The organism is Aporhodopirellula aestuarii, from assembly GCF_023701485.1.
In the GTDB taxonomy this organism is placed as follows: Bacteria; Planctomycetota; Planctomycetia; order Pirellulales; family Pirellulaceae; genus Rhodopirellula; species Rhodopirellula aestuarii.
Genome location: NZ_JAMQBK010000014.1, coordinates 186,743 through 194,221 on the forward strand (window position 1 = coordinate 186,743; position 7,479 = coordinate 194,221).

2 protein-coding genes are annotated in these 7,479 nt (G+C 55.2%); both read left to right on the forward strand.

All coding sequences use genetic code 11. From position 1 onward, the window contains the following. Nucleotides 1-176 precede the first annotated feature (176 nt). Entirely contained in the window at nt 177-6,131 is a 5,955-nt protein-coding gene (locus NB063_RS04665; protein ID WP_250927584.1) for an ATP-binding protein, read from the forward strand. A 265-nt stretch (nt 6,132-6,396) separates the two neighbouring features. Continuing rightward, entirely contained in the window at nt 6,397-7,347 is a 951-nt protein-coding gene (locus tag NB063_RS04670) for a dihydrodipicolinate synthase family protein (protein WP_250927585.1), read from the forward strand. The last annotated feature ends 132 nt before the right edge of the window (nt 7,348-7,479 follow it).

Sequence of the window (7,479 nt, forward strand, 5' to 3'; positions counted from 1 at the left end):
CGGTCAGGTAGGATAGAGCGACCTAGTGTTTCCCGATGACGTTTTCTCCCCACGAACGTCAGCAAAATGTCCACCACACTGATAGCGGCGCGGGTTGCCCCCCCGGACTGCCGCCATCGTAACTAGCGCCAATGAGATGCGCGTATAGCGTCTCATGCACATCAAGAGGGCCCAAGTTGAACCGTTCGGAATCACCTGTCGACGAACTAGAAAGCGATGATCGCTATCGAGTTCTGAGAGAATTATCGGATGCGTCGATAGTGTCATGCTATCTCGCCGAAGATAAGCTTTCGCGGGCACGCGTGATTTTACGAGAGGTTCCCAAGAGCGTCTTTCGTCAGGGTGGATTGGCACGCTTCGAAAACGAGGCACGTCAAACTGCGGGCGTCCGTTGCAGAACCTATTCGAGTCCCCTTGAGTACGAAGTACGCGATCAACTCGTTCGCGTCGTCTACGCCTACATCGAAGGCGACTCGCTGGCGACCCGTTTTCGTGCGCGTCCATTTACGGCGCCGCAGGCCATGCTGCTTGCCGAAGATTTGCTGCAGGCGCTCGAGCACGTCCACGAGTTGGGTTGCATTCAAAAAGACATTCGGCCTTCGAACATCATCGTCCAACCCGACGGACACGCCGTCATGTGCGGCTACGTGCCGCTCTGGTGTCCGGACGTGTTCGGAAACGACTCCCGGCTAGGAAGAGAATGCGCTTCCTACACGTCTCCCGAACTGTCTGGGATCATCGACCACGACATCGGCGAAGCCTCCGATATTTATTCGATCGGTTATGTGCTGCACGCGGCGATCACGGGTGGGCCCGCGTTCGATGGTGAGATCAGCGAGATCTTCTATCAACACATGACCGCGGATCCCGATTTCAGTCAGGTTCCGCAAAATACTCCTGAAATCGTCATCCGGTTCATTGAAAAGATGATCCGAAAGGAACCTCGCGAAAGGTATCAGTCTGCGCGGGCTGCCCTTTATGACGCCCGCAAAATTCTGAAGCTGCTCAACACCGGTGCCGACACCAGCGGTTTCGTAATCGGGAGCGCCGATCACAGGACGGTGTTGACCGATGCCGCATTCGTAGGCCGCGACGACCAACTCAAAGTTTTAGAACAAGGTCTCGACAACACGCTCGCTGGCAAGTCGTGCAAGGCTTTGCTGCGTAGCGATTCGGGAATGGGCAAGACCCGGCTACTCAACGAAATCTCGCGTGTGGCAGCGCGAAAAGGATTTTTGTTGCTAAACGGACGATCGTCTCAACACGCCGCTCAGGAACCCAACGCACCCTGGCTGCAGATGATCGACCAGTTGGCGAAGCTGCTCGCAACCGATGAGGAGCTCCGCACCCGCACCGCCGATCGGATGGAAGACTATCGCGAAGAAGTCACGACGGCGATGCCTGAACTGGCGAAAACTCTCGGCTGGTCCGGAATCCAATTGTCGGGCCCCGAAGAGCTCGGTCAGAAACGGGTGATCATGGCGTTCCGCACGCTCTTTGCCGGGCTCGGAACAGCGGACCGCAGCGTGATGGTGACGCTCGACGACTGTCAGTGGATTGACGAACAGTCGATGCGAATCCTCGCCGGCATCTGCGAAACTCCGGTGCAACATCTGTTTCTATTTGTCGTCGCCCGTCCCGAAGGCAACAGTACGTCGCTTGAGTTGAATGAGCTGCCGGTCTCGACATCATTGTCACTGCAACCGCTCAACGACCAAGCGGTCAAACAGCTCGCTGAGTCCATGGCGGGACATCTTCCTGAAGTGGCGGTCAACGTCGTCACGAAATACGCCGACGGCAGTCCATTCATGGCCGCCGCGGTGCTGCGTGGGATGGTCGAATCGAACGTTTTGATCGCCGCAGATAATGCCTGGAAGGTTGACGACGAAAAACTGTCTAGCTTCCAAGCCGCAGATGACGCTAGTGAGATTCTCGTCAGCCGTCTTTCACAGTTACCCGACGAAGCCAGAGATCTGCTCGCCGCGGCTGCGGTGATCGGCAAAGATTTCAATCTCGATGCAGCCGCCGATCTCGCCGGGATCTCAATGGCGGAGGCACAAGCCGCGATCAAGCCCGTACGACATCACCGATTGGTGTGGAGCCGGCCGAACAACGTCGTTTCATTCGTGCACGATAAGATCCGCGAAGCCGTGCTCAGCGGTTTGTCGGAGACTACGATTCAGTCGATGCACGGCCAAATTGGTCGTTACATCGAAGCAAACAATCCGGAACGGTATTTCGATCTGGCGTATCACTTCGATGCCGCTGACATGCATTTCAACGCGTTACCGTATGCGTTAAAGGCGGCTGAGGCGGCTCGAAAGAGTTTCTCCCACGAGAGCGCCGAAACACAACTCGGTATCGCCGCACGCGCATTGGAATTTGCTGATATCACGACCCGACATTCAGTCGAAATGATGATGGCGGACGTCCTGATCCTGCAGGGAGAATATGATCGTACTGAAGAGTGGCTCGACCGCGCGTCACGGTCGGCGGGCGATGACACCGCCTTGGCAAAGGTGGCATTGAAGCGAGGCGAATTGTCATTCAAACGCGGCAACAAAGATCGCGCGGTTACATTCTTCGAAGCGGCACTGACCCAGTTGGGACACCCCGTTTGCAATTCGCAACTCCAGCTTTGGTGGAACCTGGGACGCGAAGTATTGCGTCAAGCGAATAACTCGATCTTTCCCGCTCGCTGTGGCCGCATCAAGACCGAGCCGACGCAAGCGGATCGGATGAGTCTGTTGCTCTACAGCCAGATCGCGCACGCCTATTGGTTCACTCGCGACAAGTACTACACGCTTTGGGCACATTTACGCGGAATGAATGCGGCAGAGGAGTACTCTCCGAATCAATACCTAGCCCAGTCGTACTCCGAACACGCGCCCGTCATGACCTTGCTGCGTTGGGAACGTCGCGGAGTCGCGTACGCCAAAAAATCTCTGGAAATGCGTAAGTCGCTCGACGATGTCTGGGGACAAGGACAATCGCGAAACTTCCTTAGCATCCTACTCTATTCGTTTTCCCGGTTCCAACAATGTGTTGAACAGGCAAGCCTCGCGGTCGATACGCTCGAGCGTACGGGCGATTACTGGGAGGTGCACATCGCACGATATCAGTTAGCCGCCTCGCACTATCGCTTGGGGAACCTCAGCGAAGCCGTCCGGCTCGCCAAAATCAACTACCAATCTGCGGTCGACCGCGGTGATTTCCAAGCCACCGGCAACATCATCGACGTCTGGTCACGCGCCGCGATGGGCGACATTCCAAAGGAAATCATTCAGGCCGAGATGGAGCGGGACGTCTTCGACGTGCAGCGCAGCTGCGAGGTTCTGTTAGCCAAGGGCGTTCGCGAATACTATCGAGAACGCTATCAGAACGCGGTGGGTCTGTTTCAGAAAGCAATCCTGACCGCGGAAGACGGCGGCGTTTCAAACGCCTACATCAGCCCGTGCTATCCGTGGTTATGCTCCGCGATGCGCAAGTTGTTTGAAACCAAGCCGCCACGCACAGAAAAAGCACGCCGAAAAATGGTGCGGGCGCTCGTTCGAGCAAGCAAGACAGCGGTCGGCATCGGGAAGCGTTACACAAACGAGTTGCCACATGCACTGCGTGAACTTGGCGCGGCCTATACGATTGCTGAAAACTTCAAACGCGGCCAAGCCTATCTGCGAAAGAGCATTGAAGAATCTTTGCGTCAGGGAGCTTCCGTTGAACATGCTTTCTCGGTCGTGTTGCATGTGGAATACGCATCCGAACTTGGATGGAAATTCGATGCTGATGAATACCAAGCCGCCCTGGACTCGCTCGCGAGTGTCAACCAATCCAACGACGCCGTCAACGCTCAGGGTTCGCTTTCGCTGTTAGATCGATTTGATTCGTTGCTGGCGTCGGGTCGACGGATCGCGACAACGATGGTCCCTGACGAAATTCATACCGAAGTTTGCAAAGCTGCGAAACGAATCCTGCGAGCCGAGAACGTCTTTCTCGTGCTTGAAACCGAGCCTGGCCAAGATCTCGTCACAATCCCTCAGGGGCAACGATTCGACGTCAATCTTGTCGCCGAAGCCCGTTCGTCGCGGACAACGGTGGTCAACGATACTGAGAACATTTGCGAACGCGGCGTGTGTTCGGTACGTGAAGGCACGTTTATGTGCAGCCCGATTGAAATCAACGGGGATGCAGTTGCGTATCTGTATTTGACCAATCAACGATTCTCGGGATTGTTCGATGACGACGAAGTCCGGATCGCCGACTATTTAACCTCCGCCGCGGGTGCCGCGTTGGAGAAGGCCGACAGTTTCCAAAAGCTACAGGAATTGAACCAAACTCTCGAAGCCCGAATTCTGGAACGCACGATGACCGTCGTGCAGCGATCCCAGGAACTGGAGAACACCGCTACGCAGCTGCAGGCGACCAAAGACAAGCTGGAAAAGGCGAAGGAAGCTGCTGAAGAAGCGAACGCAACCAAGAGCGAGTTCCTGGCCCGCATGAGCCACGAAATCCGCACGCCGATCACCGCAATCTTGGGGTTCACCGAGTTGCTATTACGTGGCGTTGTCGATAGTGAGCAGAGCCGCATCTCGCATTTGCAAACGATTCTTTCCAATGGTACGCACCTTCTGAATCTACTTAACGACATCCTTGATATCTCGAAGATCGAAGCTGATAAGATTGAAACCGAATGCGTTCCGTGTAGCCCGACTCATATGGTCGGCGACGTCGTGAAGTCGCTGCGATCTAAAGCGATCCAAAACAACATCGGCCTCGACATCGAGATGAACGCCCCGGTCCCATCCGCGATACTGAGCGACCCTACCCGGTTCCGACAAATCATCAGTAACTTGCTTAGCAATGCGATCAAGTTTACCGAACAGGGCGGCGTTACCGTTGTCCTCGACACCCAGGGACCTGACGAGGCGCCGACACACTTGGTCGTGTCGGTGAACGATACCGGAACGGGGATGACACCTCAACAGTTGCAAAAAATCTTCGAACCGTTCACGCAAGCGGATACGTCGACGACGAGGAAATTCGGAGGCACCGGACTCGGTCTCTCCATCAGCAAACGTTTGGCTGACGCACTTGGTGGTTCACTGACCGTCTGGAGTGAACTGGACGTCGGAACGAAATTCAACTTTTTACTTCCAATCGTGATGGCGGAGAACTCCGTTCTCCTGACACCATCTGCCGCGATGCAACAGGCCGAAGGCACTCAAAGCAAAGAGTTCCCGCGTGTGTCGCTGTCGGGCACTCGTGTTTTGGTTGTCGACGATGCCGTCACAAACCGGAACTTGATGCAACTCATCGTAGAAGATTCCGGTGGCGTGGTGTACACGGCAACCAACGGTGAAGAAGCGATAGAGAAGTTGATCAGTGATCAGCTCGAAGTCGACGTGATCCTGATGGACATGCAAATGCCCATCATGGACGGTTACACGGCAACCAGCCAACTTCGATCGGTCGGGTTTATGAAACCAATCATCGCACTCACCGCCAACGCGATGCAGGGCGACGAAAATCGTTGTCGCACCGCCGGTTGCACCGGGTATCTGACCAAACCGCTTGACCTCAATGCTCTGCTGAACCTGATCTCAGACGCCGCTGCGGAAGGCGATACCAAGACAACATCGGACGTTATCGCTCATACACCGAAAGGTGCGACGAGCGAAGTGAACACCAATCCGATCAAGTTGGTCGAACAAGCTTCCGAGAACTCAATAGAAAGCGAATTGACTTCCATTCTCCCCCAAAATTGGCTGCGCAGTTTTGCATGCGAATTTGTCGAACGCGTTTCTGACAAACTCCCGTCGATTCTCGATGCAAACGATGCAGGTGATCTAAACGAAGTCGCCCGACATCTGCATTGGATCAAGGGTACCGGCGGGTCGGTAGGGCTGACGCCGCTTTCCGAAATGGCGGCTGACGGAGAAGCAGCAGTCGCCACATCCGATGTGGAACAGGTCTATGAAACTCTCAAGGAAATGCAATCTTTCCTGGCCAAAGCGAGACAAGAACAAGATGCTGACTCAAACCAGAGCGTCGATGTTTACCCGCCGCATGACGATGAAAGCGACGACGACGATGGCACGCAGATCCTATCGTGCGATCTGACCGTACGGATGTGAATGACGGTTGAGCGATACTCAGCGACGATAGGATCGCTAAGAGATACCGTGACCACGAGCCCTCCATTCCCGCTCGCCAACTCACACGCCCCGGCCGTGGACGAGATCACGAGTCCCTTCGAACCCCAAGCCGCGGGGACTCGTGATATCTTCCAATTTGCGCGGTGATCGTCCGTGAAGGAGGCGGGAGGTGATGGCCAAAGACGCATGTCCAAGGCTACGATGATCCTCACGTTGGCTAAAATCGACTTTTTCAGCTCAACGCGTGCTTCATCAATGTCACGAACAACCGGAAACGCTGGTGTTGGGATCGAATCTGTTTCTGCGAGGGATTGTCCCGCCGCTCATCACGCCGCTCGCCGACCAGGATCGACTCGATCGCGAAGGTCTCACGAAACTCATCGATCATGTGATTCACGGAGGAGTTTCAGGACTCTTCATCTTGGGGACGACCGGCGAAGCACCGAGTTTGAGTTATCGCCTCCGGCGTGAGATGATTCAGGAATCGATTCGGATCGTCGACGCACGGCTTCCTGTTCTCGTTGGTATCACCGATACCGCGTTCATGGAATCAATCACGCTCGCCCATTACGCCGCAGATTGTGGGGCAGACGCCGTGGTGCTCACGACGCCATACTATTTTCCAGCCGGGCAAACCGAGCTGATCGCGTATGTACGCAATATTGTCACCGAAGTCACGCTGCCGGTCGTACTCTACAACATGCCGCAGTTGACCAAAGTATGGTTCGAAATGGAATCGCTCCGCCGGTTGTCAGACATCGACCAAATCATTGGTGTCAAAGATAGCAGTGGCGACATGGGGTACTTTGCCGAACTCTGTCGCCTAAAGGCTCAGCGACCGGATTGGTCAATCTTGATTGGCCCAGAAGCCAAATTGGCCGAGGCCCACGCACTCGGGGGCGACGGCGGAGTCAACGGTGGCGCCAACGTCGCCCCTCAAATCTTTGTCGAATGCTATCAAGCCCTGTGTGACGGCGACGCCGCACGAGTCCGTACGGCGCAAGCCAAGATATTGAAGTTTCAAGAGATTTACGAAATCGGCAAGTACGCTTCGCGTCACATCAAAGCAACCAAATCCGCCGCATCGCTACTGGGCATTTGCAACGACCTTCCCGCGCATCCTTTCAATCGGTTTCTGGCCCCCGAACGCGAACGTGTGGCCAGCATCCTGCGTGAAATCGGTCTGCTTCCATGAAACGTTTTGCGACGACCGTAGTGACTGAGAAACTGGAAGCTCGAGCGTACAGTCAGGCATTCGTAATTAACAGCACGTTTCGACTATTCCGTTTGTCAGGTTGGAGCCAGTGATTCGCGAATGGTTAGTCAC